Below are 23,471 nucleotides of genomic sequence, written 5' to 3'. Positions count from 1 at the left end.
TCGCGATAGCGGTGCTTCAGTCCGGCCGCTATCGCGGGCAGGTTCGCTCCCACAGGTTTTGTGACGAGATTGAATGATGTACAGCCTTGAAGACCTGCTTCACCTCATGGCCCGCCTGCGCGACCCGCAGTACGGTTGCCCTTGGGATATCAAGCAAACCTACGCCAGCATCGTGCCCCATACCCTGGAAGAGGCCTATGAAGTCGCGGACGCCATCGAGCGCGGTGACTTCGATCACTTGCAGGGTGAGTTGGGGGACTTGCTGTTCCAGGTCGTCTATTACAGCCAGTTGGCCCGTGAAGAAGGGCGTTTCGAGTTTGCCGGGGTGATCGACAGCATCACCCGCAAGCTGATCCGCCGCCACCCCCACGTGTTCCCCACCGGGGACTTGTACGCGCCGCTGGACACGCCACGCCTGGACGAAGAACAGGTCAAGCAGCGCTGGGAGCAGATCAAGGCCCAGGAGCGCGCCGAGAAGTCGGCCGCACCGCTGCAACTGTCCCTGCTCGACGACGTGCCCGCCACTTTGCCGGCCCTGTCGCGCAGCGCCAAGCTGCAAAAACGCGCCGCCCAGGTGGGGTTCGACTGGCCGGATGCGTTGCCGGTGCTGGACAAGGTCCGCGAAGAGCTGGACGAAGTGCTCGAAGCGATGGCGCAGAACGACGTTGCGGCCGTGGCCGATGAGCTGGGCGACCTGCTGTTCAGCGTGGTCAACCTGGCCCGCCACCTCAAGGTCGACCCGGAAACCGCCCTGCGTGGTGCCAATGCCAAGTTCGAGCGACGTTTCCGATTTATCGAACAGGCATTGCGCGACACCCAGCGACCCATGGAAGATTGCACCCTTCAAGAGTTGGACGCCCTGTGGGGCGAAGCCAAACGTCAGGAACAGAATTTACCCGGCTGCGGCGCAGCTGCTGGATTGAGTGAGTAAGCACATGAGCATTTCCCTACGCGACCAGTTGCTCAAAGCAGGCCTGGTCAACCAAAAGCAGGCCAAGCAGGTCGGCAAAGAGAAGCAGAAACAGCAGCGCCTGGTGCACAAAGGCCAGGCGGAGGAAGACGACACCCAGCGGCGCCTGGCCCAAGAGGCGCAGGCCGAGAAGGTCAAGCGCGACCAGGAACTCAACCGCCAGCAGCAGGAAAAGGCCGAGCAAAAGGCCCGCGCCGCCCAGGTCAAGCAGCTGATCGAAGTGTCGCGCCTGCCCAAACTCAACACCGAGGACTACTACAACTTCGTCGATGACAAGAAGGTCAAGCGCCTGTCGGTCAACACCCTGATGCGCAACAAGCTCAGCAACGGTGCCCTGGCGATTGTCCACCACGGCGGCGGCTACGAAGTGATCCCCCGCGAAGCGGCGCTGAAAATCCAGGAGCGTGCGCCGGAGCGCATCGTCCAGCTCAACATCCTCACCGAGAGCCAGACCCCGGACGAGGACGACCCGTACGCGGCCTACCAGATCCCCGACGATCTGATGTGGTAACCCCAAACCCCGCCCTGTGCGGGGTTTTTCATGCAGCCAATAAAAAGCCCCGCACGGGGCGGGGCTCTTGGGTGTAGCGCTCGGGCCTAGCTGCCTTTGACAGCCTTGCCGTTCACGTTACCTTCCAACAGCATGATGTTGTATTCCTTGCCGTCGGTCTCGACCTGCTGCAGGCGCACCAGCAGGTAATCCCACTCCTTGGCGAACCAGAGCACGGTGGTGCGCTTGCTCTGTGTCGGGTCGCGCACGCGCTCGACCTTGATCGCGTCAATCTGGCCGGCCTTGGTGTCGACCTTCTCGGAACCCAGCACGCGGAAGTCGTAGGTATCGACTTCGCCATCATCGACCACCTGATAGCTCATGCTTTTTTTGCCGGCCGCCACGTCATGCTGCAAAGCCAACTGGTAGGTGGACTTGTCGACCATGCCCCGGTTGAGCGGCAGCTTCACCGGGTCGCCTCGGTCGGTGCCGGTGACCATCTTGGTTGTCCAGTCGAAATCCAGGTCAGCCTTTTTGGCCTTGCCCAAGCCACCGCGTTCAAAGTGGTAGGACTGGGGCAGCAGGGTGTCCTTGTCCAGGGTCAGGGTGCTTTCTTCGGTGAGGCTGGCGATCATCATCGACGCCTTGAAGCTGAGCTTCCACACGCCATTGGCCTGCTTGGCCAGGCTGCGTTCGGCCGTACCGCTCATGGGCAACTGTTTCCAGTCGGCGGTATAGCTGGCGGAGAAGGGTTGAAGGTCTGCGGCCTGGGCAAGGGGCAGGGCAAGCAGAGCACAAGCGAAGAGCAGGGCGCGACGCATAAAATCTCCTAGTTTCGAATCAAGTGGCCGCTGGCCGCGAGTAACTGACCGTCCAACATGGCGCCCTGTTCACCCAGGCTCAAGCGGCCTTGGGCAAACCAACGCACGGCCATCGGGTAAATCCGGTGTTCCTGGGCGTGAACCCGGTGCGCTAGGCTCTGGGCCGAGTCGTGCAACTCTACCGGGATTACTGCCTGTACGACCAGAGGCCCGCCATCGAGTTCCTCGGTGACGAAGTGCACGCTGCAGCCATGTTCGCGATCGCCGGCGTCCAGCGCCCGCTGGTGCGTGTGCAGGCCTTTGTACTTGGGCAGTAGCGAAGGGTGGATATTGAGCAGGCGACCCTGGTAATGGCGCACGAAACCCGCGCTGAGAATGCGCATGAACCCCGCCAGCACCACCAGTTTCGGATTGAAGGTATCGATCAGTTCGACCAGTGCGGCATCGAACGCCTCGCGACCCTCGAACGCCTTGTGGTCGAGGGTGCGGGTGGCGATGCCTGCATCGCGGGCGCGTTGCAGGCCGTAGGCATCGGCGCGGTTGGAAATCACCGCGCTGATGCGAACCGGGCTATCGCCGGTCGCGGTACTGTCGATCAGGGCCTGCAAGTTGCTGCCGGTGCCGGAGAGCAGCACCACCACATCACAGGGCTGGGACATCAATGGGCCTTGAGGTTCTTCAGGTCAACCTGGGCGGCGCCTTCGGCGGCCGTGGCGATCTGGCCGATGACCCAAGGCTGCTCGCCAGCTTCGCGCAACACGTTCAGCGCAGTCTCGACGTGCTCTTGGGCCACGCAGATGACCATGCCCACGCCGCAGTTGAGCACGCGGTGCATCTCGGTTTCGTCGACGTTGCCCTGCTGCTGCAACCAGTCGAACACCGCCGGGCGCTGCCAGCTCGCCACGTCAACGATCGCCTGGGCGCCTTTTGGCAGCACCCGCGGAATGTTGTCCAGCAAGCCGCCACCGGTGATGTGGGCCATGGCCTTTACCGCGCCGGTGTCCTTGATGAGCTTGAGCAGCGGCTTGACGTAGATGCGGGTCGGGGCCATCAGCAGTTCGGTCAGCGGCTTGCCGTCGAGCTGGATGTTCTCGATGTCGGCGCCGGCGACTTCAATGATCTTGCGGATCAGCGAGTAGCCGTTGGAGTGCGGGCCGGAGGACGGCAGGGCGAGCAGGGCGTCGCCGGCGGCGACTTTGGAGCCGTCGATGATCTCGGCTTTTTCCACGACGCCGACGCAGAAACCGGCCAGGTCGTAGTCTTCGCCTTCGTACATGCCCGGCATTTCAGCGGTTTCGCCGCCCACCAGGGAGCAGCCGGACAGTTCGCAGCCCGCGCCAATGCCGGTCACGACCTGGGCGGCGGTGTCGACGTTGAGCTTGCCGGTGGCGTAGTAGTCGAGGAAGAACAACGGCTCGGCGCCGCAGACCACCAGGTCGTTGACGCACATGGCCACCAGGTCGATGCCGATGCTGTCGTGCTTGTTCAGGTTCAGCGCCAGGCGCAGCTTGGTGCCCACACCGTCGGTGCCGGACACCAGCACAGGCTGCTTGTAGCCGGCCGGGATTTCGCAGAGGGCGCCAAAACCGCCCAGGCCGCCCATGACTTCAGGACGCGCAGTGCGCTTGGCGACGCTCTTGATGCGTTCGACCAATGCTTCACCGGCGTCGATGTCTACACCGGCGTCCTTGTAGCTCAGGGAGGGTTGCTTGCTCATGATCCAGGCCTTTAGGGGGGGATTTCTGGGTAACGACCGAACTCAAGGGTTGCGCTGAAAAAGCCGCGGCACGAATGCCATGCGGGAATTTGCGGGCACCCCGGTGTTGCCGGTCTGCGAAGGCGCGCGATTTTATCAGGCTTGAGGGGCAGCGGCCATCCTCGGGCCGACGGCAGGGACATATCGGGTAAAAAAAGCCGCCGATTGTTCCGGTTGGGTTGCCCGGCCGGTGTCTGTATAAGGTATCGCCACTAACAAGCTATCGTTATGACAGCACGAAAACTTCCATCGCTTGTGTGAATGTTTTGCCAGGGGTTGTGGTCACAGCCTTGTTCAATCCTGTTCATGCGCGCTATCGAGCCGCTTATTTGCCGTCGGGAATCGTCCATGGGTCTGCGTAAATTTCTAGTCTTGGGTTGTTTGTCTGTGTTCAGCCTGGTGAGTCATGCCGAAACCCTCAATGGTTTGTATCAAGTGCGCGAGCCGGTCGCGGGGCAAACGCCTCAGGAGCGCGAGCAGGCCACCCAAAAAGCCCTGCAAACCCTGGTGCTGCGCCTGACCGGCGATGCCAAGGCCGCGCAAAGCCCGGGGTTGGCTGAGGTCCGCAAGGACCCGCAGCAGATCATCAGCCAATACGGCTACGACGCCGGGCCGCCGCAAAGCCTGCAGGTGGATTTCGACCCCGTCAGCACCGACCGCGCCCTGCGCCAGGCCGGGCTGTCGTTGTGGGGCAGCAATCGGCCGTCGATCTTGAGCTGGTGGCTGAGTGATAGCGCCGAAGGCTCCACCCTGGTGGGTGACGCCCAAGCCAGCGCCGCGGACCTGCGCCGCGCCGCCCAGCATCGGGGCTTGCCGCTGCGCCTGCCTCTGGGGGATTTGGACGAGCAGATCGTCGCCACCGCCGCCAACCTTGAGGCCACCGACCCGGCGCCGCTGCGCGAGGTGTCTGATCGCTACAGCGCCGACGCTCTCTTGGCGGTGCATGCCAAAGAAGAAACCCCCGGCCAGTGGCAGGCCAAGTGGCGCCTGTGGCTGGGCGACCAGCGCGAGCAGGGCAGCGTGCAGGGGGCGGATCAAGCGGCCCTGGCCGATGCCGTGCTGTTGGCGGTGAGTGAGCGCCTGGCGCCGCGTTTTGTCGCCAAGCCCGGCACGTCCAGCGAGCAGCTGCTGCAAGTGCAGGGCATGAACCTGGAGCGCTACGCCGCCTTGGGTCACTTGCTCGAGCCGTTTGGCGGGCAGTTGTACAGCGTCGAGGGCGACCGCATCGTCTATCGGGTCAATGGCAGCGCCGAGCAGCTCAAGGCGCAACTGGCCCTGGCCCAACTGCAGGAAGTAGCGGCGCCGCCGGCCGCCCCGGTGGCCGAGGGCGGCGTACCGGCAGTGGCGGCAGCGCCGACCGCGCAACTGCATTTCAAGTGGTAGGTTTTTCTTTCTTTATATAAGGGCGGGTGGATTCATGGCCGATACGCGGCGTTGGGTGTGGCTTGGCGGGGTGGTCCTGCTGTGTGCGCTGGTTTATCTGTTGCATCCGATCCTGACGCCGTTTTTGGTGGCGTTGCTGTTGGCTTATCTGTTTGATCCGCTGGTCGATCGCCTGGAAAAACTCGGCCTGTCGCGCACTTGGGGTGTGGTGGCGGTGTTTGCGCTGTTCACCTTGATCGTCATGGCGCTGTTGCTGGTGCTGGTGCCGATGTTGGCCAAGCAGTTGCTGCGCCTATATGAATTGGCGCCGCAGATGCTCGATTGGCTGCAGCACTCGGCCATGCCTTGGGTGCAGTCCAAGCTGGGGCTGGCGGACGGCTTCTGGAAGTTCGACAAGGTCAAGGCCGCCATCAGCGAGCACATGGGCCAGACCACTGACATCGTCGGTGTGGTGCTGAGCCAGGCCACGGCGTCTGGCCTGGCGCTGATTGGCTGGCTGGCCAACCTGGTGCTGATCCCAGTGGTGAGTTTCTACCTGCTGCGCGATTGGGACGTGATGATGGCCAAGGTCCGCAGCCTGCTGCCCCGCGATCGGGAGGAGCGGGTGGTATCGCTGGCCGGTGAATGCCACGAGGTACTCGGCGCGTTCGTGCGCGGGCAGTTGATGGTGATGGTGGCCCTGGGGGTGATCTACTCCGCTGGCCTGATGCTGGTGGGGCTGGAGTTGGGCCTGTTGATCGGCATGATCGCCGGGCTGGCGGCCATCGTGCCGTACATGGGCTTCGTGATCGGCATTGGCGCGGCGCTGATCGCCGGGTTGTTCCAGTTTGGCGGCGACCTGTACCCGATGATCGGCATCGTCGCCGTGTTCATGATCGGCCAGGCCCTGGAAGGCATGGTGCTGACGCCGTGGCTGGTGGGCGACCGCATTGGCCTGCACCCGGTGGCAGTGATTTTCGCCATCCTGGCCGGGGGCGAGTTGTTCGGCTTCACCGGGATTCTGCTGGCCCTGCCGGTGGCGGCGGTCATCATGGTGCTGGTGCGCCATGTGCACGATTTGTATAAGGATTCGCAGATGTATAGCGGCTCTGAAGACCCCGAGCTCTAACCCCGCACACCGGGGCCCAATGCCTTGCCCGGTTCGCGCCGGGCCATGGCGATCACCGCCCGGTTAACGCAAACCTTTGATTTTGCTTAACGTCTGCTGCATTGTGTGGCCCGCGTCACGGGTATAGACTTTGCAAACTTTTCACAGAGGCCACTAACGGTTCGTTTGGAACTGTTCAGTCAGCATGAAACCGATTCAGCTGCCCCTAGGTGTGCGTCTGCGTGACGACGCCACCTTTATCAACTACTACCCAGGCGCCAATGCCGCTGCACTCGGCTATGTCGAGCGGCTCTGCGAAGCCGACGCCGGGTGGACCGAAAGCCTGATCTATCTGTGGGGCAAGGACGGTGTGGGGCGCACCCACTTGTTGCAGGCGGCGTGCCTGCGCTTCGAGCAGATGGGCGAGCCGGCGGTGTACTTGCCCCTGGCCGAGCTGCTGGACCGTGGCATCGAGATCCTCGATAACCTCGAACAATACGAACTGGTTTGTTTGGACGACCTGCAAGCCGTGGCGGGGCGGGCCGATTGGGAAGAGGCGCTGTTCCACCTGTTCAACCGCTTGCGTGACAGCGGCCGGCGCTTGCTGATTGCTGCCTCCACCTCGCCGCGCGAGCTGCCGATCAAACTGGCCGACCTCAAGTCGCGCCTGACCCTGGCGCTGATTTTCCAGATGCGCCCGCTGTCCGACGAGGACAAGTTGCGTGCCCTGCAACTGCGTGCCTCCCGCCGCGGTTTGCACCTGACCGACGAAGTCGGGCATTTCATTCTTACCCGCGGCACCCGTAGCATGAGTGCGTTGTTCGAGCTGCTCGAACGCCTCGATCAGGCCTCGTTGCAGGCCCAACGCAAGCTCACCATTCCCTTCCTGAAAGAAACCCTGGGCTGGTAAAACCGTGGCCTGCAGGGCGTTTTCGGCATTTTCAAGGCACTAGAAAACCTGCTCCGTGGAGGGTTCCAGGAGGCGCGGACGTTTATTCGGGGCTTAAGGCCTTAGATGTCGGGCCAAAACCCATAAGTCACATTCGGGTCGATTGAATTTGCAAATGAGGGTGATAGAGGGCATAGTCTCGCCTTCTTTACAACTTCAGCCACGGTCGTGCCCATGCTAAATCGCTTCGCACCCCTCGTGCCTCTCGCACTCGTCACCCTGTTGTTTGGTTGCGCCGCACACTCTCCAGTGTCCCAGCAGCACGCGCCACAACAGCAGGTTCAACGCTCCGTTGCCGCTCAGTCTTCCACTGTTTATCAGGAAGAACTGGTCACCGAAAAAGAACTGGCCGAGTTCGCTGACAGCAAGCCGTACCAGCTCCCGCTGCTGGCCGACAGCATTCTCGAACGCGGCATGTCCCTGATCGGTACCCGCTACCGTTTCGGCGGCACCTCTGAAGCCGGTTTCGATTGCAGCGGTTTCATCGGTTACCTGTTCCGTGAAGAAGCCGGCATGAACCTGCCGCGCTCCACCCGCGAAATGATTAACGTCGATGCCCCCCTGGTCGCGCGCAACAACCTCAAGCCGGGTGATCTGCTGTTCTTCAGCACCAATGGCCGTGGCCGCGTCAGCCACGCCGGGATCTACCTGGGCGACGACCAGTTCATCCACTCCAGCAGCCGCCGTAGCGGTGGTGTGCGGGTCGATAAGCTGGGCGACAGCTACTGGAGCAAGACGTTCATCGAAGCCAAGCGCGCCCTGGCCATGGCCCCGACCACGATGACCGCTCGCAAGTAAGCGTCTTCCCTGGGCACCGCCCGGGGATAACCCTTCACTTTATAAGCCGAACTTAAAGTCTTACTTGAAGTTTGACTCATAGCCGCTAGAATCCCGACATGTTGTTGCTAACGAGCCGTGTATGCCTTGCATGCGCGGCTTTGTTTTCAGCGCCTCGGCAGAGAAAGCCGCAGCCAGATCAGGATTGTTCTGCCCATGTCGACCTCCGCCCGTCTCGCCTTCCTTATGCTCGTTGCCCTGCTGGGCGGCTGTGCCAGCCATACCGTACCGCCGGCCAAAGTGGTACGCGCCCCGGTGTTCGCACCGACCCAGGGCTTCTCCCCGGTTGCTGATGATGTGCTGTTCCGCGCACTCGGCCTGGTGGGCACGCCCTATCGCTGGGGCGGCAATACGCCGGATTCGGGTTTTGATTGCAGCGGCCTGATCGGCTTTGTCTACCGCGATGCGGCGGGCATCGCCTTGCCGCGTTCTACCCGGGAAATGATCGGCATGCGCGCCCAGGACGTCGACCAGAATGCCCTGCAAACCGGCGACCTGCTGTTTTTCGCCACCAATGGCGGTTCCCAGGTCAGCCACGCGGGCATCTATGTGGGTGAGGGCCGCTTCGTCCACGCTCCGGCCACGGGCGGTACGGTCAAGCTCGACAGCCTGTCCAAGGCCTACTGGCAGAAGGCTTACCTGAGTGCCAAGCGGGTGCTTGCGCCGGCTCAGCTGGCGCACAACCCTTAAGGCGTCCCCCTCGCGGAGGTTCTCGTGACCGCTCGCAGCATCACCCTCGACGACCCCCTCTACCAATACCTGCTGGCCGTGTCCCTGCGCGAAACGCCGTTGCTTGAGCGTTTGCGCGAGCACACCCAAGCCTTGCCCATGGCCCGCTGGCAGGTGGCGCCCGAGCAGGGCCAGTTCCTTGCCTTGCTGGTGAAACTGACCGGCGCCAAGCGTTTGCTGGAAGTAGGCACCTTCACCGGCTACAGCGCGTTGTGCATGGCCCAGGCCTTGCCGGACGACGGCACACTGCTGTGTTGCGACATCCCCGGCGACTACAACGCCACCGCCCAGGAGTATTGGCGGGAAGCGGGCGTGGCCGCGCGCATCGAGCTGCGTCTGGGCCCGGCCCTGGAAACCCTGGAGCACATCGAACGCCAGGGCTTGTGCGGCAGCTTTGACTTGATGTTCATCGACGCCGATAAAGCCAACTACCCGGCTTACCTGGAAAGCGCCTTGCGCTTGCTGCGCGGTGGCGGCTTGGCGATTTTCGACAACACCCTGTGGAGCGGGCGGGTGCTGGAGGCCCACCCGCAAAGCGCCGACACCCTGGCCATCCAGGCCCTGAACCTGGCCTTGAAGGATGACCCGCGTGTCGATCTGTCGCTGTTGCCGGTGGGCGATGGTTTGACCCTGTGCCGCAAGCGCTAGCGCGCTGCGGTTACCCGCCACACCTTGTTGCCTACATCATCGGCCACCAGCACTGCGCCTTGCCGGTCGAGCGCCACGCCCACCGGGCGGCCCATGGCGTTTTCCTCGGTGTCGAGGAACCCCGTCAGTAAATCCACCGGCGGCCCGCTGGGCTTGCCCGCGTTGAAGGGCACGAAGATCACTTTGTAGCCACTGTGGGGTTTGCGGTTCCACGAGCCGTGCTGGCCGATAAAAGCGCCGTGGGTGAAGGGCGCCGGCAATTGGCTGCCCGTGGCGAAGGCCAGGCCCAGGGACGCGGTGTGCGGCCCCACCGCATAATCCGGGGCGATGGCCTTGGCCACCAGGTCCGGGTTTTGCGGGGTGACGCGCTCGTCTACATGCTGGCCGTAGTAGCTGAAGGGCCAGCCGTAGAAGCCGCCGTCGCGCACCGAGGTGATGTAGTCCGGCACCAGGTCGCTGCCGATTTCGTCCCGCTCGTTGACCGCCGTCCACAACGCACCGCTGTCCGGCTCCCAGGCCAGGCCGTTGGGGTTGCGCAGGCCCGAGGCGAATATCCGCGCCTTAGCGCTGGCGCGCTCGACTTCCCAGATCGCCGCGCGGCCTTCTTCTTTCTCCAGGCCGTTTTCCCCGACATTGCTGTTGGAGCCCACCGTGACGTACAGCTTGCTGCCGTCTTGGCTGGCGATGACGTTTTTGGTCCAGTGGTGGTTGGGCGGCCCGCCGGGCAAATCCACCACCTTGCTGGCCGGCGCTTCGATGCGGGTCTGGCCGGCGGTGTAGGGGAAGCGCAGCAGGCGATCGGTGTCGGCCACGTAGAGGTCGTTGCCCACCAGGGCCATGCCGAACGGCGAGTTGAGGTTGTCCAGGAACACCGTGCGGGTTTCGGCGACGCCATCGTGGTCGGCGTCGCGCAGCAGGGTGATGCGGTTCGGGCTCGGCACGGTGGCGCCGGCGCGGGCCATGATTTTTTCGCTGATCCAGCCGCGCAACCCGGTGCTGTCCTCGGGTTTGGCCGGGGCGTTGGTTTCGGCCACCAGCACGTCGCCGTTGGGCAGCACGTAAAGCCAGCGCGGGTGCTCCAGGCCTTCGGCGAACGCGGCGACCTGGGTGCCGGCCGCCGCCACGGGTTTGCCGCCCGCCGGCCAGCCGATGGCCGGGGCGACGTTGACGGTGGGGATCAGGGTTTTGTTCGGCGCCGGCAGGCGCGGCGACGGCCCGGTGCCGTCGGAAACTTGCAAGGTGGACGTCTCGCCGCAGGCAACCAACCCGGCGGCGAGCACAACGATAAAGGCGGAGCGAGGCTTGAACATGGGCATTTCCCTATGAGTACGCGGCGGTAAGCATAGGGCAGTGGGCGCGGCGCGGGGTTCAACCTTATCCGCGAGCCTCTTTGAACAGCACGGCGATGCCGGGTTGGTAGTTGCCCGCCTCGTTGCGCAACTTGCGGTAGGCATAGGGGAAGTACCAGGCCACGGCGCAGCTGTACTCCTTTTGCAGGTCGTCGACCATGTCCTGGAGTTCTTCGGGGGTGGCGCTGTGCTGGGTTTTTTGCGGGGCGACGAACAGGCAGCCCAGCTTCAGGTCGCTGGGGTAGCTGATGCGGCGGGCGGCGCTGGTGATATCGAGCAGGGCCTGCTCCAGGTTCAGGTGGTTGATCTGGGGCCAGCGCTGGCTGGCTTGCACGTAGGCCCATTCGTCCTTGCTGGCGATGTACAGGTCGGCGCGGGCATTGCGCTCACCGTTTTCCAACTGCTTTTTGGTGGGCGCATGTTCCAGGGTGACCATTTCGGCCATCCAGGCTGCGGCCGAGAGCAGCCCCAGGTTGGCCCGCTCGTCTGACCAGTACGGCGCCTTGTTGTCGCCGCGCACCCGGTTGTAGCGATCAATGCAGTCAAACCAGCGCTCCAGCATCGGTCGCAAAAATTCCAGCTTGGGGTTGCTGATAATCATGCCTTGCATCGTTCACTCCCTTGAGTCGATCGTGTTTGGGTTATGGCTATTTGATATCGCCGCTTCCAGCCTGGCACAAGATTGGCGCCCGTTTATTGACCCATCGCAGTCAATCAACCCTGGCGGCCCCGGGTTTCATTGACGCTCCACCCCCAACCCTCTAACCTTCGCCGCTTGTTTCAGGTGCCCTGTGGCCAGCGGTCGACAGGGTGAAACAGGGAAGCCGGTGAGTGCGTGCGCCAAGCGCGCGGTCACGATCCCGGCGCTGCCCCCGCAACGGTAAATGAGTCAAGGCTGTGCTTTTTGCCACTGTGCCCACCCGGGCATGGGAAGGCGCACCGCCCGGGGCAACCCACTCATGAGCCCGGAGACCGGCCTGATCCATCCAACGGCATCACGGTGGGCGATGCCAGGCTTGTTGCCGTCCTTTATTCCTGCCCGCCGTTATCCAGCCCCAACGGAGAGCTGCCCCATGACCGATTCCCCCGAACGCGACGAGCGCCACCTGGCGCGCATGCTGCGCAAAAAAGCCGTGATCGATGAACGCATCGCCAACTCGCCCAACGAGTGCGGCTTGCTGCTGGTGCTCAGCGGCAACGGCAAGGGCAAGAGCAGCTCGGCGTTCGGCATGCTCGCCCGCGCCATGGGCCACGGCATGCAGTGCGGCGTGGTGCAGTTCATCAAGGGCCGCAACAGCACGGGCGAGGAGTTGTTTTTCCGCCGTTTCCCCGAGCAGGTGCGCTTTCACGTGATGGGCGAAGGCTTCACCTGGGAAACCCAGGACCGCCAGCGCGACATCGCCGCCGCCCAAGCGGCGTGGGCGGTATCGCGCCAGTTGCTCAGCGACCCGGCCATCGGCCTGGTGGTGCTCGATGAACTGAACATCGCCCTCAAGCACGGCTACCTGGACCTGGACCAAGTGCTCAGCGACCTGCAGGCCCGCCCGCCGATGCAACACGTGGTGGTCACCGGCCGTGGGGCCAAGGAGCAAATGATCGAGCTGGCCGACACCGTCACCGAAATGGGGCTGCTCAAGCACGCCTTCCAGGCCGGCATCAAGGCGCAAAAAGGCATCGAATTGTGAGTGTGCGCCAGTGCCCGGCCGTGCTGATTGCGGCGCCGGCGTCCGGCCAGGGCAAAACCACGGTCACCGCCGCCCTGGCGCGCCTGCACCGTAACCAGGGGCGCCAGGTGCGCGTGTTCAAATGCGGCCCGGACTTTCTCGACCCGATGATTCTGGAGCGTGCCAGCGGTGCGCCGGTGTACCAACTGGATATGTGGATGGTGGGCGAGCAGGAAAGCCGTCGCCTGTTGTGGGAAGCGGCGGGGGAGGCCGACCTGATCCTGATCGAAGGCGTCATGGGCCTGTTCGACGGCACGCCCTCCAGTGCCGACCTGGCGCGCCACTTCGGCGTGCCGGTGCTGGGCGTGATCGACGGCACCGCCATGGCCCAGACCTTCGGCGCCCTGGCCCTGGGCTTGGCGCGCTACCAGCCGGACCTGCCCTTTGCCGGGGTGCTGGCCAACCGCGTCGGCACCCTGCGCCATGCGCAACTGCTCGAAGGCAGCCTCACCGAAGGCCTGCGCTGGTACGGCGCGTTGTCCCGCGAGACGGGCATCGAGCTGCCCAGCCGCCACCTGGGCCTGGTGCAGGCCAGTGAACTGAACGACCTCGACCTGCGCCTGGACGCGGCCGCCACGGCTCTGGCCAGCAGTTGCGAAGTGGCACTGCCGCCCGCCGTGGCCTTCGCCGCGCCCCAGCCTGTGGTTGCCGAGCCGTTGTTGGCCGGCGTGCGCATCGCCGTGGCGCGGGACGAGGCGTTCGCCTTCACCTATGGCGCCAGCCTCGACCTGCTGCGGGCGATGGGCGCCCAGTTGCACTTCTTCTCACCTATTCATGACAGCGGGTTGCCCGAGGTCGACAGCCTTTACCTGCCCGGCGGTTACCCGGAGTTGCACCACGTCGCGTTGGCGCAGAACACGCCGATGCTGGAGGCTATCCGCGCCCACCACCGCGCGGGCAAACCGTTGCTGGCCGAGTGCGGCGGCATGCTGTATCTGCTCGACTCCCTCACGGACGTCGAAGGCGTGAGTGCACCGCTGCTGGGCCTGTTGCCGGGCGCTGCGGTGATGCAAAAACGCTTGGCCGCCCTGGCCCTGCAAACGGTGGACCTGCCCGAAGGCAGCCTGCGTGGCCACACCTATCACCATTCGCTGACCACCACCACGCTGGCCCCCATCGCCCGGGGCCTGAGCCCCAACGGCGGGCGCGGCGCCGAAGCGGTGTACCGGGACGGGCGGATGACGGCCTCCTATGTGCACTTTTACTTTCCGTCCAACCCGCGGGCGGTGGCGGCTTTGTTTATGCCCCAGACCGCTATCGCGAGCAGGCTCGCTCCCACAGAGGCCGGTGAAACTCCTGTGGGAGCGAGCCTGCTCGCGATAAGCCAATGACCGACAACGCCTTCCCAGAGGCCGACCGCGCCGCCGTCTACCGCGCCATCGCCGAGCGCCGTGACATGCGCCACTTCAGCGGCGGCACGGTGGCGCCGGCGTTGCTGCGCCGCTTGCTCGAAGCCGCCCATTGCGCCCCCAGCGTGGGGCTGATGCAGCCCTGGCGCTTTATCCGCATCAGCGACCGGGCGCTGCGCGGGCGCATCCAGCAGTTGGTGGAAGAGGAACGGGTGCGCACCGCCGAGGCGTTGGGTGAGCGTTCCAGTGAGTTCATGAAGCTCAAGGTCGAAGGCATCAACGACTGCGCCGAAGTGCTGGTGGCGGCCCTGAGCGATGACCGCGAGCGCCACGTGTTCGGCCGCCGCACCTTGCCGGAAATGGACCTGGCCTCGCTGTCTTGCGCCATCCAGAACCTCTGGCTGGCGGCCCGCGCCGAAGGCCTGGGCCTGGGCTGGGTGTCGCTGTTCGAGCCCCAGGCCCTGGCCGACCTGCTGGGCCTGCCCGCCGGGGCCAAGCCCTTGGCGGTGCTGTGCCTGGGGCCGGTGGAGGCATTTTATCCAGCACCGATGCTGGTGCTCGAAGGCTGGGCCCAGGCCCGGCCGTTGAGTGAGTTGTTGTTTGAGAACCAATGGGGAGTGAGTCAATGAGTGTGGCGTTGTTGAGTGCCGCCGCGGTGGCGCTGGATGCGTTGCTGGGCGAGCCCAGACGCTGGCATCCGCTGGTGGCGTTCGGCGCGTTCGCCGAGCGCATCGAGCGGCGTTTCAATGCCGCCGGGCGCGGCTGGCGTAGCCACGGCGTGACCGCGTGGGTGCTGGCCGTGCTGCCCTTGACCCTGGTGGCTACAGCTTTGTCGTGGCTGCCCTACATCGGTTGGCTGGTGGAAGTCCTCGCGCTGTACTGCGCCCTCGGCCTGCGCAGCCTCGGCGAGCATGTGGCGCCAGTGGCCCAGGCCCTGCGCGCCGGTGACCTGGCAGAGGCGCGCAAACGCGTTGGCTACCTGGTCAGCCGCGAAACCGCCGAGCTGGACGACACTGCCGTCGCCCGGGCGGCCACCGAGTCGGTGCTGGAAAACGGCAGCGACGCGGTGTTCGCCGCGCTGTTCTGGTTTGCCGTGGCCGGCGCGCCGGGGGTGGTGCTGTATCGCCTGAGCAATACCCTGGACGCCATGTGGGGCTATCGCAACGAACGCTTCGAGCGCTTCGGCTGGGCGGCGGCAAAAATCGACGACCTGCTCAACTACATTCCCGCGCGGCTGGTCGCCTTGACCTACGCGCTACTGGGCAAAACACGCCTGGCGCTTAAATGCTGGCGCACGCAAGGCCCTACTTGGGACAGCCCCAATGCTGGCCCGGTAATGGCTGCCGGCGCGGGTGCCCTGGGGGTGGAGCTGGGCGGCGCGGCGGTCTATCACGGCGAGTTGCACCAGCGCCCGACCCTGGGCGAAGGCCCACCGGCCGACGCCGATGCCATCGACCGTGGCTGGCAACTGGTGCAGCGCGGCGTGTGGCTGTGGTTGCTGATCTTGTGCATGGGGGCCGAATTCTATGCTTGAGCACGGTGGGCGCCTGCGCAAAGCCTGCGCGCAATACGGCATTGCCCAAGACGAGTGGCTGGACCTCTCCAGCGGCCTGGCGCCGTGGCCCTGGCCGATCCCGCCGATCCCGCTGCGGGCCTGGGCGCGTCTGCCGGAAACCGAGGACGGCTTGGAGCAAGCTGCCCGCGACTACTACGGCGCCGCCCACGTGCTGCCGGTGCCCGGCTCGCAAGCGGCGATCCAATTGCTGCCGCGTTTGCGCCGCGTGGGCAAGGTCGGCGTGCTGTCGCCGTGCTATGCCGAACATGCCGAGGCGTGGCGCCGTGGCGGCTACATCGTGCGGGAAGTGTCGCAGGCTGAAGTCGACTTCTTTATCGACCAACTCGACGTGCTGGTGGTGGTCAACCCCAACAACCCCACGGGCCTGAGCCTGCCCCCCGAGCGCCTGCTGGACTGGCACGCACGCCTGGCCCAGCGCGGCGGCTGGCTGGTGGTGGACGAAGCCTTTATGGACAACACCCCGCACCTGAGCCTGGCCGGGCATGCGCACCAGGTTGGGCTGATCGTGCTGCGTTCGTTCGGCAAGTTCTTCGGTTTGGCCGGGGTGCGCCTGGGCTTCGTGCTGGCCGAGCGCAAACTGCTGCGCTTGCTGGCCGATCAGGTCGGGCCCTGGGCAGTGGCCGGGCCGACGCGGGTGCTGGGGCAATTGTGCCTGGCCGACAGCGCTGGCCACGCCCGCCAGCGCCAGCGTAGCGAAGTGGCCAGCGCACGCCTGGCCCAGCTGCTGGAAGCACACGGCTTTGCGCCCCAGGGCGGTTGCGCGCTGTTCCAGTGGCTGCGCACCGAGCACGCCGCGCAGGTACAGGATTTCATGGCGCGGCGCGGCATTTTGCTGCGCCTGTTCGCCCACGACAGCAGCCTGCGCTTTGGCCTGCCAGGGGAAGAGGCCGACTGGCTGCGCCTGGATCAGGCCTTTGCCGCCTACACCCAGGAAAACCCATGACCACCCTGATGGTGCAGGGCACCACCTCCGATGCTGGCAAAAGCACCCTCGTCACCGCGCTGTGCCGCTGGCTGGTGCGCCAAGGCGTTGCGGTGGTGCCGTTCAAGCCGCAAAACATGGCGCTCAACAGTGCAGTGACCGCCGATGGTGGCGAAATCGGCCGCGCCCAAGCGGTGCAGGCCCAGGCTGCGAACCTGCAACCCCACACCGACATGAACCCGGTGCTGCTCAAGCCCAACAGCGATACGGGCGCCCAGGTCATCATCCATGGCCGCGCGGTCGCCAGCATGAACGCGGTGGCCTATCACGACTACAAGGCCATCGCGATGCAAGCGGTGCTGGCCTCCCACCGGCGTTTGAGTGCGGCCTACCCGGTGGTGATGGTGGAGGGCGCCGGCTCGCCGGCGGAAATCAACCTGCGTGCCGGTGACATCGCCAACATGGGCTTTGCCGAAGCGGTGGACTGCCCGGTGCTGCTGATCGCCGACATCAACCGTGGTGGCGTGTTCGCCCATTTGGTCGGCACCCTGGAGCTGCTCTCGGCCAGCGAACAGGCGCGGGTCAAGGGGTTCATCATCAACCGCTTTCGCGGCGACCTCGCCCTGCTGCAACCGGGCCTGGATTGGCTTGAGGCTCGCACCGGCAAACCGGTGGTGGGCGTGCTGCCCTACGTGATGGACCTGCACCTGGAGGCCGAGGACGGCATCGACCAACGCCAGGCCGACAAGGCCGAACAGGTGCTCAAGGTGCTGGTGCCGGTGCTGCCGCGCATCAGCAACCACACCGATTTCGACCCGCTGCGCCTGCACCCCCAGGTGGATTTGCAGTTCATCGGCCCCGGCCAGGCTATCCCGGCGGCAGACCTGATAATCCTCCCCGGCTCCAAAAGCGTGCGCAGCGACCTCGCGTACCTGCGCGCCAACGGCTGGGACACGGCCATCCGCCGCCACCTGCGCTACGGCGGCAAGCTGTTGGGCATTTGCGGCGGTTTGCAGATGCTCGGCCAGCAGCTCCACGACCCCTTGGGCCTGGAAGGCGCGCCGGGTTCCAGTGCCGGGCTGGGCCTGTTGGCCTTCGACACGGTGCTGGAGCAAGAGAAGCAACTGCGCAACGTGCGCGGCCACCTGGCCCTGGAGAACGCGGCGGTCAGCGGTTACGAAATCCACGCCGGGGTGACCACCGGTGCGGCCCTGGAACACCCCGCCGTGCACCTGGACGATGGCCGTCGCGACGGCGCCCGAAGTGCTGATGGGCAGATTCTGGGTACCTACCTGCACGGCCTCTTTGAAGCCCCCCCAGCCTGCGCCGCGCTGCTGCGCTGGGCTGGGGTGCAACAGGTGCAGGAGGTGGACTACCACGCCCTGCGCGAGCGCGATATCGAACGCCTGGCGGACATGGTGGAACAGCATTTGGATACCGGCCTGTTGCGCGAGTTATGCGGGGTTTGAGTGGTGGGAGCGAGCCTGCTCGCGATAGCGCCCGTCACCACACCCCCTTTAAAGGAAAAAGCCCTATGCACCAACTGATCCTCGGCGGCGCCCGTTCCGGCAAAAGCCGCCTGGCGGAAAAACTCGCTGCCGACAGCGCTCTGGCGGTGACCTATATCGCCACCAGCCAAGCCCTTGACGGTGAAATGAGCGCGCGCGTTGCCCATCACCGCGAGCGCCGCCCGGCCCACTGGGGGCTGATCGAAGAACCCCTGGCATTGGCCCGGGTGCTGCGCGACAACGCCCGCGCCGACACTTGCCTGCTGGTCGATTGCCTGACCCTGTGGCTGACCAACCTGCTGATGCAGGACGACCCCGCGCGCCTGGCCCAGGAGCGCGAACACCTGCTCGACTGCCTCGGCGCCTTGCCGGGGCAGATCATTTTCGTCAGCAACGAAACCGGCATGGGCGTGGTGCCTATGGGTGAGCTGACGCGCCGTTATGTCGACGAGGCCGGTTGGCTGCATCAAGCCCTGGCCGAGCGTTGCCAGCGCGTGGTATTGACCGTCGCCGGGCTACCCCTGACGTTGAAAGGAACCCCCTTATGAAGCAATGGTGGCTGAACCCGTGCCGCACCCCCGACGCCCAGGCTCGCGAGCAAGCCCTGGCGCGCCAGCAGCAATTGACCAAGCCGGCCGGCTCCCTGGGCCAGCTCGAAGCGTTGGCGGTGCAGATGGCGGCGCTGCAAGGGCGGCTCAAACCTGCGGCGCAGCAGGTGTGGATCGCGATTTTCGCCGGCGACCACGGGGTGGTGGCCGAGGGCGTGTCCGCCTACCCGCAAGCGGTGACCGGGCAGATGCTGCACAACTTCGTCAGCGGCGGCGCAGCCATCAGCGTGTTGGCGCGGCAACTGGCGGCGCAATTGGAGGTGGTCGACCTAGGCACCATCGACCCGGCGCTGAACCTGCCGGGCGTGCGCCACCTCAACCTGGGGCCGGGCACGGCGAATTTCGCCAAGGCCCCAGCCATGACCGCGGCCCAGGGCCAGCAGGCCCTGGCGGCGGGGCGCGACAGCGTGCTGCGGGCGCGGGCGGCGGGCGCCGAGTTGTGGATTGGTGGCGAAATGGGCATCGGCAACACCACCAGCGCCAGCGCCCTGGCCTGCGCCTTGCTCGATTGCCCGGTGAGCCACTTGGCCGGGCCCGGCACGGGGCTGGACGCGGCGGGGGTCAGCCACAAAGCCGTGGTCATCGAACGGGCCCTGGCCCTGCACGCCGCCCAGCGCGGCGACCCGTTGCAGACCCTCTATAACCTGGGCGGTTTTGAAGTGGCAGCGCTGGTGGGCGCTTACCTGGCCTGCGCCCAGGAAGGCATCGCGGTGCTGGTTGACGGCTTTATCTGTAGCGTCGCGGCCCTGGTGGCCGTGCGCCTGAACCCAGGCTGCCGGCCGTGGTTGCTGTTTGGCCATCGCAGTGCCGAGCCGGGTCATCGCCATGTGCTGCAGGCCTTGCAGGCTGAGCCGTTGCTGGACCTGAGCCTGCGCCTGGGCGAGGGCAGCGGTGCGGCGCTGGCGGTGCCGTTGCTGCGCCTGGCCTGCGACCTGCACGGGCAAATGGCTACCTTCGCCGAAGCCGCCGTGGCGGATCGCCCGGCATGACCTTGCGCCTGGACCTGCTGCGCCACGGCGAAACCGAGCTGGGCGGCGGCTTGCGCGGTAGCCTGGACGACGCCCTGACCGAGCACGGCTGGGCGCAGATGCGCGCGGCGGTGCAGGCCCAGGGGCCGTGGGACCGAGTGCTTAGCTCGCCGCTACAACGCTGCGCCCGTTTCGCCGAAGAACTGGGCGCGCGCCTCGGTGTGCCGGTGGACCTGGAAGCCGATCTGCAAGAACTGCATTTTGGCGCCTGGGAAGGGCGCAGCGCGGCGGCGCTGATGGAAACCGACGCCGAAGGCTTGGGCCTGTTCTGGAGCGACCCTTACGCCTTCACCCCACCCGAGGGCGAGCCGGTGACGCAGTTCGCCGCGCGAGTGCTGGCGGCGGTGCAGCGTTTGCACCGCGCCTACGCCGGGCAGCGGGTGTTGCTGGTCAGCCACGGCGGGGTGATGCGCCTGCTGCTGGCCCGCGCCCGGGGCTTGCCCCGCGAGCAATTGCTTAACGTCGAAGTGGCCCATGGCGCGCTGTTCGCCTTGCGGGTCGAGGCTGACGCTGTGTTGCACGAGGAGGCTTGAGCATGTTGGCGTTCTGGATCGCCCTGCAATTTCTCAGCTGCCTGCCGATCCGCTTGCCGGGCATGCCCGCGCCGCAAGAGTTGGGGCGTTCCCTGCTGTTTTATCCGCTGGTGGGCTTGCTGTTCGGCGCGGTGCTGTGGGGGCTGCACGGGTTGCTGGCGGGTACGCCATTATTGCTGCACGCGGCGCTGTTGCTGGCGGCCTGGGTGGTGCTCAGCGGCGGCTTGCACCTCGATGGCCTGGCCGACAGCGCCGATGCCTGGCTCGGCGGTTTTGGCGACCGGGAGCGCACCCTGGAGATCATGAAAGACCCGCGCAGCGGGCCCATTGCCGTGGTCACCCTGGGGTTGGTGTTGCTGCTCAAGTTCACCGCGTTGGTGGCGTTGATCGAGCAGGGCGGCGCCATGGCCCTGGTGGTGGCGCCGTTGATCGGCCGCAGCGCTTTGCTTGCGCTGTTCCTCACCACCCGCTACGTGCGTGCCGGCGGTTTGGGCCAGGCCCTGGCCGACCACGTGCCGCGCCAGGTCGGCCAGCAGGTGTTGGTGGCCAGTGGTGTGGCGTGTGTGGCGCTGGGCGGTATCCCCGGCGGCTTGGCGGTGCTGCTGGCGGCGCTGCTGTTCGTATGGCTGCGCCGGGTGATGATCCAGCGCCTGGGTGGCACCACGGGCGATACCGCCGGGGCACTGCTGGAGCTGCTGGAAATGGCGGTGCTGGTGGGTTGGGTGCTGTTTTGAACGGGGCGGCGGCGCGGCCGGCGCTGAATCATTTTGTTGCTTTTTGCCTGACTGCGGGTATATACACGCACCATGCTTCCTTCTCAGTGTTTGTGCACCAACCTGCGTCGCGCCGCCCGTGGCGTCAGCAGGCATTACGACGGCGCCCTGGATGGCTTCGGGATCAACGTCGCCCAGTACTCCCTGCTCTGTAACCTGCAACGCCTGGACCAGCCGAGCATTTCCAACCTGGCCCAGGCCATGGGCCTGGACCGCAGCACTTTGGGCCGCAACCTGCGGGTGCTGGAGTGTGATGGCTTGGTGACCCTGGTGGAGGGCGAAGACCAGCGCAACCGCGTCGTGCAACTCACCGAAGCGGGGCGCGAACGACTGGCAGCGGCCCTGCCGGCATGGGAAGCGGCGCAGCAACGCTTGATCGAACGACTGGGCGCAGAAAAACGCGAAACCTTGTTGGCCTTGCTGGACGAACTCGCCTAAGCGATTTTGTTTGTTGATAAACGGGTATATACCCGCGACTGGAGAATAAAAATGACAACGATGTGGCGAACCAGTGGCTGGATTTTGCTGGGCAGCGCGCTGATTTTGGCGCTGTCCTTGGGCGTGCGGCACGGCTTTGGCCTGTTCCTGGCGCCGATGAGCGCCGATTTTGGCTGGGGCCGGGAAGTGTTCGCCTTCGCCATCGCCCTGCAAAACCTCATCTGGGGCCTGACCCAACCCTTCACCGGCGCCCTGGCCGACCGCTTCGGCGCGGCCAAAGTGGTGTTGATCGGCGGCGTGCTGTACGCCGTGGGGCTGATCTGCATGGGCTTGTCCGACTCGGCGCTGACCCTGTCCCTGAGCGCGGGTTTGCTGATTGGCGTGGGCCTGTCGGGCACCTCGTTCTCAGTGATTCTCGGCGTGGTGGGGCGCGCCGTGGCGCCGGAGAAACGCAGCCTGGCCATGGGCATCGCCAGTGCTGCCGGGTCTTTCGGCCAGTTCGCCATGCTCCCCGGCACCCTGGGCCTGATCGGTTGGCTGGGCTGGTCGGCGGCTTTGCTCGTGCTGGGCCTGCTGGTGGCGCTGATCGTGCCGCTGGTGAGCATGCTCAAGGACAAGCCGTTGCCGCTGCTGGGCCATGAACAGACCCTGGGCGAAGCGCTACGCGAGGCGTGTTCCCATTCCGGGTTCTGGCTGCTGGCGGTGGGGTTTTTCGTTTGCGGCTTTCAAGTGGTGTTCATTGGCGTGCACCTGCCGGCCTACCTGGTGGACCAGCACCTGCCCGCCACCACCGGTACCACGGTGCTGGCGCTGATTGGCTTGTTCAATATCTTCGGCACCTACACCGCCGGGTGGTTGGGCGGGCGGATGTCCAAGCCACGCCTGCTCACGGGCCTGTACCTGCTGCGCGCGGTGGTGATCGGCCTGTTCCTGTGGCTGCCGGTAACCCAGGTCAGCGCTTACCTGTTCGGCATGGCCATGGGCTTTTTGTGGTTGTCCACGGTGCCGCTGACCAACGGCACCGTGGCCACACTCTTCGGCGTGCGCAACCTGTCGATGCTTGGCGGCATTGTCTTTCTCTTCCACCAATTGGGCTCGTTCCTCGGTGGCTGGCTAGGCGGCGTGGTGTACGACCGCACGGGCAGTTATGACCTGATCTGGCAGGTGGCGATCCTCCTCAGCCTGCTGGCGGCGGCGCTCAACTGGCCGGTACGCGAGCGCCCGGTGGCGCGCTTGCAGGTCGCGCTATGAAGCGAGTGCTGCGCACCTGTGTGGCTCTGGCCCTGGCGGCGCTGTTGCTGGGCCTGGCCTGGTGGGGCTGGCACCAGGGGGGCCTGGCGTTGATGCAACTGGGCATGGGCGCTTGCTAGAGGCGCGGGAGGGCGAGTAACGTCACCCTCCAACGACTTTTCAAAGGACATTCACCATGCTGATGCGCTGGCTTGCGGTTCCCGCCCTCTTGGCGGCCATGGGCGGCTCGGCCTTGGCGGGGGAATGCGCGCCGCTGTTGCAGGGCTCGCTGCCCAAGTTGCATGCCAAGGAAACCATCGACCTGTGCCAGCGTTTCGCCGGTAAGCCGCTGGTGGTGGTCAACACGGCGAGCTTTTGCGGCTTCGCCCCGCAGTTCAAAGGCCTCGAAGCCTTGTACCAGCGTTACCAGGGCGAGGGGCTTGAAGTGATCGGCGTGCCGTCCAACGACTTCAAGCAAGAAGCCAAGGACGGCGCCGAGACGGCTAAGGTGTGCTACGTCAATTACGGGGTGACCTTCACCATGACCGAGCCGCAGCACGTGCGCGGCGCCGATGCCACCCATCTGTTCAAGGTCCTGGCCGAACAGAGCAGCGCGCCGAAGTGGAATTTCTACAAGTACGTGGTGGACCGCCAGGGCCGGGTAATTGCCAATTTTTCCAGCCTGACCAAGCCGGACAACGCTGAATTCCTCCAGGCCGTGGAGCAGGCCCTGGCCTCCAAACCCTGATCGCCGGCCACGAAA

27 protein-coding genes and 1 riboswitch are annotated in these 23,471 nt (G+C 65.4%); of the genes, 22 read left to right on the top strand and 5 right to left on the bottom strand.

The annotated features are described in order from the left end of the window. The first annotated feature begins 76 nt into the window (after positions 1–76). A complete protein-coding gene (mazG, locus tag AC19YR_RS06100; RefSeq protein ID WP_095106898.1) occupies positions 77–931 on the top strand; it encodes a nucleoside triphosphate pyrophosphohydrolase in 855 nt (284 codons plus the stop codon). 4 nt (positions 932–935) lie between these two features. Then, entirely contained in the window at positions 936–1,481 is a 546-nt protein-coding gene (locus AC19YR_RS06095; RefSeq protein WP_095106900.1) for a DUF2058 domain-containing protein, read from the top strand. An 86-nt stretch (positions 1,482–1,567) separates the two neighbouring features. Here the strand turns inward: AC19YR_RS06095 and AC19YR_RS06090 are convergent, their stop codons facing one another. From AC19YR_RS06090 to purM, 3 genes are read right to left on the bottom strand one after another with little or no spacing between them, the layout of a single operon-like run. Next, positions 1,568–2,281, bottom strand: coding sequence for a DUF3108 domain-containing protein (locus AC19YR_RS06090; protein ID WP_095106902.1), 714 nt, complete (start codon positions 2,279–2,281; stop codon positions 1,568–1,570). A gap of 8 nt (positions 2,282–2,289) precedes the next feature. Continuing rightward, positions 2,290–2,940 (bottom strand): phosphoribosylglycinamide formyltransferase, encoded by a 651-nt coding sequence (purN, locus tag AC19YR_RS06085; protein ID WP_095106904.1) that lies wholly within the window; start codon positions 2,938–2,940, stop codon positions 2,290–2,292. Next, positions 2,940–3,998, bottom strand: a complete 1,059-nt coding sequence (purM, locus tag AC19YR_RS06080) for a phosphoribosylformylglycinamidine cyclo-ligase (protein ID WP_095106907.1) — start codon at positions 3,996–3,998, stop codon at positions 2,940–2,942. The genes purN and purM overlap by 1 nt, the downstream gene beginning before the upstream one ends. A 387-nt stretch (positions 3,999–4,385) precedes the next feature. On the opposite strand from purM, the gene AC19YR_RS06075 reads away from it, so the two are divergent. The 6 genes from AC19YR_RS06075 (at position 4,386) to AC19YR_RS06050 (ending at position 9,670) form a co-directional block, all read left to right on the top strand. Then, positions 4,386–5,420 (top strand): DUF2066 domain-containing protein, encoded by a 1,035-nt coding sequence (locus tag AC19YR_RS06075; protein ID WP_176465030.1) that lies wholly within the window; start codon positions 4,386–4,388, stop codon positions 5,418–5,420. Between the two features lie 34 nt (positions 5,421–5,454). Further along, positions 5,455–6,528 carry an AI-2E family transporter gene (locus tag AC19YR_RS06070; protein WP_095106912.1) on the top strand — a complete coding sequence of 358 codons (1,074 nt, stop codon included), beginning with the start codon at positions 5,455–5,457 and terminating at the stop codon, positions 6,526–6,528. Between the two features lie 184 nt (positions 6,529–6,712). Then, positions 6,713–7,417 (top strand): DnaA regulatory inactivator Hda, encoded by a 705-nt coding sequence (gene hda, locus AC19YR_RS06065; protein WP_095106915.1) that lies wholly within the window; start codon positions 6,713–6,715, stop codon positions 7,415–7,417. Positions 7,418–7,630: 213 nt separating this feature from the next. After that, entirely contained in the window at positions 7,631–8,254 is a 624-nt protein-coding gene (locus tag AC19YR_RS06060) for a C40 family peptidase (protein ID WP_095106918.1), read from the top strand. 195 nt (positions 8,255–8,449) lie between these two features. Continuing rightward, complete coding sequence (locus AC19YR_RS06055; protein WP_095106921.1) at positions 8,450–8,983, top strand: C40 family peptidase; 534 nt, start codon at positions 8,450–8,452, stop codon at positions 8,981–8,983. A gap of 24 nt (positions 8,984–9,007) precedes the next feature. Next, on the top strand, positions 9,008–9,670 hold the full coding sequence (locus AC19YR_RS06050; RefSeq protein WP_500597568.1) for a class I SAM-dependent methyltransferase: 663 nt from the start codon (positions 9,008–9,010) through the stop codon (positions 9,668–9,670). Here the strand turns inward: AC19YR_RS06050 and AC19YR_RS06045 are convergent. Together AC19YR_RS06045 and AC19YR_RS06040 are read right to left on the bottom strand one after the other, a co-directional pair. Then, a complete protein-coding gene (locus tag AC19YR_RS06045) occupies positions 9,667–10,980 on the bottom strand; it encodes a PQQ-dependent sugar dehydrogenase (RefSeq protein ID WP_500597566.1) in 1,314 nt (437 codons plus the stop codon). The genes AC19YR_RS06050 and AC19YR_RS06045 overlap by 4 nt on opposite strands. A 64-nt stretch (positions 10,981–11,044) precedes the next feature. Next, complete coding sequence (locus AC19YR_RS06040) at positions 11,045–11,629, bottom strand: hypothetical protein (RefSeq protein WP_095106927.1); 585 nt, start codon at positions 11,627–11,629, stop codon at positions 11,045–11,047. A 155-nt stretch (positions 11,630–11,784) separates the two neighbouring features. After that, positions 11,785–12,014, top strand: a riboswitch (cobalamin riboswitch). A gap of 78 nt (positions 12,015–12,092) precedes the next feature. Here AC19YR_RS06040 and cobO point away from each other — a divergent pair. From cobO to AC19YR_RS05970, 14 genes are all read left to right on the top strand, one after another. Further along, positions 12,093–12,704 carry a cob(I)yrinic acid a,c-diamide adenosyltransferase gene (gene cobO, locus AC19YR_RS06035; protein WP_500597564.1) on the top strand — a complete coding sequence of 204 codons (612 nt, stop codon included), beginning with the start codon at positions 12,093–12,095 and terminating at the stop codon, positions 12,702–12,704. Further along, positions 12,698–14,074 (top strand): cobyrinic acid a,c-diamide synthase CobB, encoded by a 1,377-nt coding sequence (locus AC19YR_RS06030; protein WP_500597653.1) that lies wholly within the window; start codon positions 12,698–12,700, stop codon positions 14,072–14,074. The genes cobO and AC19YR_RS06030 overlap by 7 nt, the downstream gene beginning before the upstream one ends. Next, positions 14,071–14,721 (top strand): 5,6-dimethylbenzimidazole synthase, encoded by a 651-nt coding sequence (gene bluB / locus AC19YR_RS06025; RefSeq protein ID WP_095106931.1) that lies wholly within the window; start codon positions 14,071–14,073, stop codon positions 14,719–14,721. Before AC19YR_RS06030 ends, bluB begins: the two co-directional genes overlap by 4 nt. Then, a complete protein-coding gene (gene cbiB, locus AC19YR_RS06020; protein ID WP_500597563.1) occupies positions 14,718–15,626 on the top strand; it encodes an adenosylcobinamide-phosphate synthase CbiB in 909 nt (302 codons plus the stop codon). Before bluB ends, cbiB begins: the two co-directional genes overlap by 4 nt. Then, complete coding sequence (gene cobD, locus AC19YR_RS06015) at positions 15,619–16,611, top strand: threonine-phosphate decarboxylase CobD (RefSeq protein ID WP_095106935.1); 993 nt, start codon at positions 15,619–15,621, stop codon at positions 16,609–16,611. The genes cbiB and cobD overlap by 8 nt, the downstream gene beginning before the upstream one ends. After that, positions 16,608–18,059, top strand: coding sequence for a cobyric acid synthase (locus AC19YR_RS06010; protein ID WP_500597561.1), 1,452 nt, complete (start codon positions 16,608–16,610; stop codon positions 18,057–18,059). The genes cobD and AC19YR_RS06010 overlap by 4 nt, the downstream gene beginning before the upstream one ends. A 65-nt stretch (positions 18,060–18,124) precedes the next feature. Further along, positions 18,125–18,646 carry a bifunctional adenosylcobinamide kinase/adenosylcobinamide-phosphate guanylyltransferase gene (gene cobU, locus AC19YR_RS06005; RefSeq protein ID WP_095106939.1) on the top strand — a complete coding sequence of 174 codons (522 nt, stop codon included), beginning with the start codon at positions 18,125–18,127 and terminating at the stop codon, positions 18,644–18,646. Next, positions 18,643–19,695 (top strand): nicotinate-nucleotide--dimethylbenzimidazole phosphoribosyltransferase, encoded by a 1,053-nt coding sequence (gene cobT / locus AC19YR_RS06000; protein WP_500597559.1) that lies wholly within the window; start codon positions 18,643–18,645, stop codon positions 19,693–19,695. Before cobU ends, cobT begins: the two co-directional genes overlap by 4 nt. Further along, positions 19,692–20,267: an alpha-ribazole phosphatase family protein gene (gene cobC / locus AC19YR_RS05995; protein ID WP_500597558.1), complete on the top strand. Its 576-nt coding sequence runs from the start codon at positions 19,692–19,694 to the stop codon at positions 20,265–20,267. The genes cobT and cobC overlap by 4 nt, the downstream gene beginning before the upstream one ends. 2 nt (positions 20,268–20,269) lie before the next feature. Beyond that, entirely contained in the window at positions 20,270–21,001 is a 732-nt protein-coding gene (locus tag AC19YR_RS05990; protein WP_500597556.1) for an adenosylcobinamide-GDP ribazoletransferase, read from the top strand. A 72-nt stretch (positions 21,002–21,073) separates the two neighbouring features. After that, a complete protein-coding gene (locus AC19YR_RS05985) occupies positions 21,074–21,478 on the top strand; it encodes a MarR family winged helix-turn-helix transcriptional regulator (RefSeq protein ID WP_095106951.1) in 405 nt (134 codons plus the stop codon). A 60-nt stretch (positions 21,479–21,538) separates the two neighbouring features. Then, a complete protein-coding gene (locus AC19YR_RS05980) occupies positions 21,539–22,729 on the top strand; it encodes an MFS transporter (RefSeq protein ID WP_176465041.1) in 1,191 nt (396 codons plus the stop codon). Further along, positions 22,726–22,848, top strand: coding sequence for a hypothetical protein (locus AC19YR_RS05975; RefSeq protein WP_256576493.1), 123 nt, complete (start codon positions 22,726–22,728; stop codon positions 22,846–22,848). Before AC19YR_RS05980 ends, AC19YR_RS05975 begins: the two co-directional genes overlap by 4 nt. 56 nt (positions 22,849–22,904) lie before the next feature. Then, entirely contained in the window at positions 22,905–23,456 is a 552-nt protein-coding gene (locus AC19YR_RS05970; protein ID WP_095106958.1) for a glutathione peroxidase, read from the top strand. The last annotated feature ends 15 nt before the right edge of the window (positions 23,457–23,471 follow it).

The sequence above is a fragment of the Pseudomonas sp. MF08817 genome (assembly GCF_059862705.1).
Note: the sequence above shows the minus strand (reverse complement) of the source record. Positions and strands in the feature narration are given on the sequence as shown.

What these genes read in the sequence shown, in the direction of transcription:
- mazG (WP_095106898.1), top strand. Translation starts at nt 77, where the DNA reads ATGTACAGCCTTGAAGACCTGCTTCACCTCATGGCCCGCCTGCGCGAC.
- AC19YR_RS06095 (WP_095106900.1), top strand. Translation starts at nt 936, where the DNA reads ATGAGCATTTCCCTACGCGACCAGTTGCTCAAAGCAGGCCTGGTCAAC.
- AC19YR_RS06090 (WP_095106902.1), bottom strand. Translation starts at nt 2,281, where the DNA reads ATGCGTCGCGCCCTGCTCTTCGCTTGTGCTCTGCTTGCCCTGCCCCTT.
- purN (WP_095106904.1), bottom strand. Translation starts at nt 2,940, where the DNA reads ATGTCCCAGCCCTGTGATGTGGTGGTGCTGCTCTCCGGCACCGGCAGC.
- purM (WP_095106907.1), bottom strand. Translation starts at nt 3,998, where the DNA reads ATGAGCAAGCAACCCTCCCTGAGCTACAAGGACGCCGGTGTAGACATC.
- AC19YR_RS06075 (WP_176465030.1), top strand. Translation starts at nt 4,386, where the DNA reads ATGGGTCTGCGTAAATTTCTAGTCTTGGGTTGTTTGTCTGTGTTCAGC.
- AC19YR_RS06070 (WP_095106912.1), top strand. Translation starts at nt 5,455, where the DNA reads ATGGCCGATACGCGGCGTTGGGTGTGGCTTGGCGGGGTGGTCCTGCTG.
- hda (WP_095106915.1), top strand. Translation starts at nt 6,713, where the DNA reads ATGAAACCGATTCAGCTGCCCCTAGGTGTGCGTCTGCGTGACGACGCC.
- AC19YR_RS06060 (WP_095106918.1), top strand. Translation starts at nt 7,631, where the DNA reads ATGCTAAATCGCTTCGCACCCCTCGTGCCTCTCGCACTCGTCACCCTG.
- AC19YR_RS06055 (WP_095106921.1), top strand. Translation starts at nt 8,450, where the DNA reads ATGTCGACCTCCGCCCGTCTCGCCTTCCTTATGCTCGTTGCCCTGCTG.
- AC19YR_RS06045 (WP_500597566.1), bottom strand. Translation starts at nt 10,980, where the DNA reads ATGTTCAAGCCTCGCTCCGCCTTTATCGTTGTGCTCGCCGCCGGGTTG.
- AC19YR_RS06040 (WP_095106927.1), bottom strand. Translation starts at nt 11,629, where the DNA reads ATGCAAGGCATGATTATCAGCAACCCCAAGCTGGAATTTTTGCGACCG.
- cobO (WP_500597564.1), top strand. Translation starts at nt 12,093, where the DNA reads ATGACCGATTCCCCCGAACGCGACGAGCGCCACCTGGCGCGCATGCTG.
- bluB (WP_095106931.1), top strand. Translation starts at nt 14,071, where the DNA reads ATGACCGACAACGCCTTCCCAGAGGCCGACCGCGCCGCCGTCTACCGC.
- cbiB (WP_500597563.1), top strand. Translation starts at nt 14,718, where the DNA reads ATGAGTGTGGCGTTGTTGAGTGCCGCCGCGGTGGCGCTGGATGCGTTG.
- cobD (WP_095106935.1), top strand. Translation starts at nt 15,619, where the DNA reads ATGCTTGAGCACGGTGGGCGCCTGCGCAAAGCCTGCGCGCAATACGGC.
- AC19YR_RS06010 (WP_500597561.1), top strand. Translation starts at nt 16,608, where the DNA reads ATGACCACCCTGATGGTGCAGGGCACCACCTCCGATGCTGGCAAAAGC.
- cobU (WP_095106939.1), top strand. Translation starts at nt 18,125, where the DNA reads ATGCACCAACTGATCCTCGGCGGCGCCCGTTCCGGCAAAAGCCGCCTG.
- cobT (WP_500597559.1), top strand. Translation starts at nt 18,643, where the DNA reads ATGAAGCAATGGTGGCTGAACCCGTGCCGCACCCCCGACGCCCAGGCT.
- cobC (WP_500597558.1), top strand. Translation starts at nt 19,692, where the DNA reads ATGACCTTGCGCCTGGACCTGCTGCGCCACGGCGAAACCGAGCTGGGC.
- AC19YR_RS05990 (WP_500597556.1), top strand. Translation starts at nt 20,270, where the DNA reads ATGTTGGCGTTCTGGATCGCCCTGCAATTTCTCAGCTGCCTGCCGATC.
- AC19YR_RS05985 (WP_095106951.1), top strand. Translation starts at nt 21,074, where the DNA reads ATGCTTCCTTCTCAGTGTTTGTGCACCAACCTGCGTCGCGCCGCCCGT.
- AC19YR_RS05980 (WP_176465041.1), top strand. Translation starts at nt 21,539, where the DNA reads ATGTGGCGAACCAGTGGCTGGATTTTGCTGGGCAGCGCGCTGATTTTG.
- AC19YR_RS05975 (WP_256576493.1), top strand. Translation starts at nt 22,726, where the DNA reads ATGAAGCGAGTGCTGCGCACCTGTGTGGCTCTGGCCCTGGCGGCGCTG.
- AC19YR_RS05970 (WP_095106958.1), top strand. Translation starts at nt 22,905, where the DNA reads ATGCTGATGCGCTGGCTTGCGGTTCCCGCCCTCTTGGCGGCCATGGGC.